This is a genomic window from Xanthomonas sp. SHU 166 (assembly GCF_000364685.1).
GTDB classification, from domain to species: Bacteria; Pseudomonadota; Gammaproteobacteria; order Xanthomonadales; family Xanthomonadaceae; genus Xanthomonas_A; species Xanthomonas_A sontii.
This window is the reverse complement of record NZ_AQOJ01000356.1, coordinates 1-2,904: the sequence shown is the minus strand read 5'-3', so window position 1 is coordinate 2,904 and position 2,904 is coordinate 1. Positions and strand designations below refer to the sequence as shown.

Annotated in this window: 2 protein-coding genes; both read left to right on the top strand. The window is 71.8% G+C overall.

The genetic code is table 11. The features are described from left to right. Positions 1 to 1,905 (top strand): response regulator (locus D180_RS10305; RefSeq protein ID WP_043090759.1); only part of this gene is annotated, 1,905 nt, incomplete at its 5' end. Next, the coding region (locus tag D180_RS10300; RefSeq protein ID WP_017912729.1) for a chemotaxis protein CheB at positions 1,892 to 2,904 on the top strand (1,013 nt) is incomplete at its 3' end. The genes D180_RS10305 and D180_RS10300, both read left to right, overlap by 14 nt.

Here is a 2,904-nt window from a genome sequence, read left to right as displayed (position 1 = left end):
GCTGCCGCGGCACTGGCCGCCGTGGCGGCGCCGTTGTCGGCACCGCTGCCGGTGGAGGGCACGCCCGACGAAGAGGCGACGATCGCGCGGCCCATGCAGGAACAGGTACGCGTGCGTGCCGACCTGCTCGATCGCCTGGTCAACCACGCCGGCGAAGTGGCGATCTACCGCTCGCGTCTGGAGCAGCAGCTGGGTGCGTTCCGCGGCGCGATGGCTGAACTGGACCGTACCAACGCGCGTCTGCGCGACCAGCTGCGGCGCCTGGATCTGGAAACCGAGGCGCAGATCGTCGCCCGCTACCAGCGCGAACAGGACCAGACCGAGCAGAGCTTCGATCCGCTGGAACTGGACCGCTTCTCCACGCTGCAACAGCTCAGCCGCGCGCTCAACGAGTCCGCGGCCGACCTGGGCGGCCTGCAGGGGGTGCTCGACGACCTGGCGCGGCAATACGACGGTCTGCTGCAGCAGCAGTCGCGCGTCAGTTCGGAATTGCAGGACGGGCTGATGCGTGCGCGCATGGTGCCGTTCGACGGCCTGGTGCCGCGGCTGCGGCGCGTGGTGCGCCAGGCCGCCAGCGAAACCGGCAAGCAGGTGCACCTGAGCCTGGAAGGCACCCACGGCGAACTCGACCGCAACGTGCTGGACCGCATGGTCGCGCCGCTGGAACACATGCTGCGCAACTCGGTCGCGCATGGCCTGGAGGCGCCGGAGCAACGGCGTGCCGCGGACAAGGCGGAGGAGGGCAACATCGCCATCCGCCTGCGCCGCGAGGGATCGGAAATCGTGCTGGAAGTGGCCGACGACGGCGCCGGGCTCGACCGCGAGGCGATCCGCCGCCGCGCCGAGCAGCGCGGGCTGATCGCCGCCGACGCGGTGCTGTCCGACGACGAACTGGATGCGCTGATCTTCGCGCCCGGGTTCAGCACCTACGACCAGGTCAGCCAGCTGGCCGGCCGCGGCGTGGGCATGGACGTGGTGCGCAACGAAGTGCGCCAGCTCGGCGGCTCGGTGGACATCCACTCGGTGCGCGGCCAGGGCGTCACCTTCACCCTGCGCCTGCCGCAGACCCTGGCGGTCACCCAGGCGGTGTTCGTGCAGATCGGCGAGACCACCTTCGCGGTGCCGGTGGCGTCGGTCAGCGGCATCGGCCGTATCGGCCGCGAGCGTTTCGAGGCCGGCACCGGCGGCTACCGCTACAGCGGCGAGGAATATGCGCTGCACGACCTCGGCTCGCTGGTCGGGCAGGCGCCGGCACGCGCCGAAGGCCAGGCGCAGGTGCCGTTGCTGTTGGTGCGCGCGGGCGACCTGCGCGCGGCGGTGGCGATCGACCAGGTGCTCGGCAACCGCGAAATCGTGGTCAAGCCGGTCGGCCTGCAGATCGCCTCGGTGCCCGGCATCTACGGCGCCACCATCACCGGCGACGGCCGCGTGGTGGTGATCCTCGACATCGCCCCGCTGGTGCGCCGCTTCCTGGCGCAGCCGTTGCGGCCGGTGGTGGAGGCTACGCCGACCGAACAGCGCCGCGTGCCGCTGGTGATGGTGGTCGACGACTCGCTGACCATGCGCAAGGTCACCGGACGCGTGCTGGAACGCCACAACTTCGACGTGGTGTCCGCGCGCGACGGCGTCGAGGCGCTGGAACGCCTGGAAGAGCGCGTGCCCGACCTGATGCTGCTGGACATCGAGATGCCGCGCATGGACGGCTACGAACTGGCGACGGCGATGCGCGCCGATCCGCGTTACGCCGCCGTGCCGATCGTGATGATCACCTCGCGCAGCGGCGAGAAGCACCGCCAGCGCGCCTTCGAACTGGGCGTGCAGCGCTATCTCGGCAAGCCTTACCAAGAGTTGGATCTGATGCGCAACGTCTACGACCTGCTGGGGATCGCCCGTGTTCGCGAATGACGGCGACGCCACCTCCACGCCGGTCGCATTGCTGGCTCGTCCCGGCAAGGCGCGCGAGCGCCTGCGCGAAGCGCTGCACCTGGTCGGCGCGGCGATCGTGCTGGAGGACGACCCGGGCGCGATCGACGCGCAGACCCTGTCTGACGCTGCGCCGGCGGCTGTGCTGATCGCGCTGGAGCCGGCGATCGAGGACGCACTGGAGCGGCTGGATGCGGCGCTGGCGCTGCCCGGCGTCACCGTGATCTTCGACGAGGCCGAGCTGGCCGCGCGCCGCGAGGGTTGGGAAGCGCAGCGCTGGGCGCGGCATCTGGCGGCCAAGCTGCAAGGCCATCAGGACGTGCTGCCGCCCGGCCGTGAGACCGAGACCGGCCTGCAGCCGGAGCCGGGCCTGCCGGCGACGCCGGCGCAGTTGCACGAGGACGCGCCGATCGGCCTGCATGTCGACGAAGCTGCCGGCTTCGCCGCGGCCGTGCCGGAGGACGGCGTCTATGCCTGGCAACCGCCGACCGACGTCGCGCCGGGTTTCGAGGAACTGCAGTTCGCGCGCGCCGAGGCCGCTGCCAGCGAAGCGTCTGCCGTGCCGGCTGCACCGCAGGCCGATGCCACACCGGCTGCGCCCACAACCGCACCCGCGGCGCTGCCGGCCAGTGCCTGGTCGCTGGTCGACGACGATGCGCCCCTGCTTGCCGCTGCGCCGCGCGCGTCGCAACCCATCCCGCAGTTCGCCACCGAAGGTCTGTCGCTGGTCGCGCTGGAGTCGGAAGAGCTCGCGTCCACGAGCGGCGCCGGTGCAGGCGCCGCCGCGCACGGTGCGGTGCTGGTGATGGCCGGCATCGGCGGCCCTGACGCGATCCGCCGCCTGCTCGCCGCACTGCCGGAGAACTTCCCGCTGCCGCTGCTGGTGCAGTTGCGCCTGGATGGCGGCCGCTACGGCAACCTGGTCAAGCAGATCGCCCGCGTGTCTGCGCTGCCGGTGCTGCTGGCCGAGGCCGGCGAGCC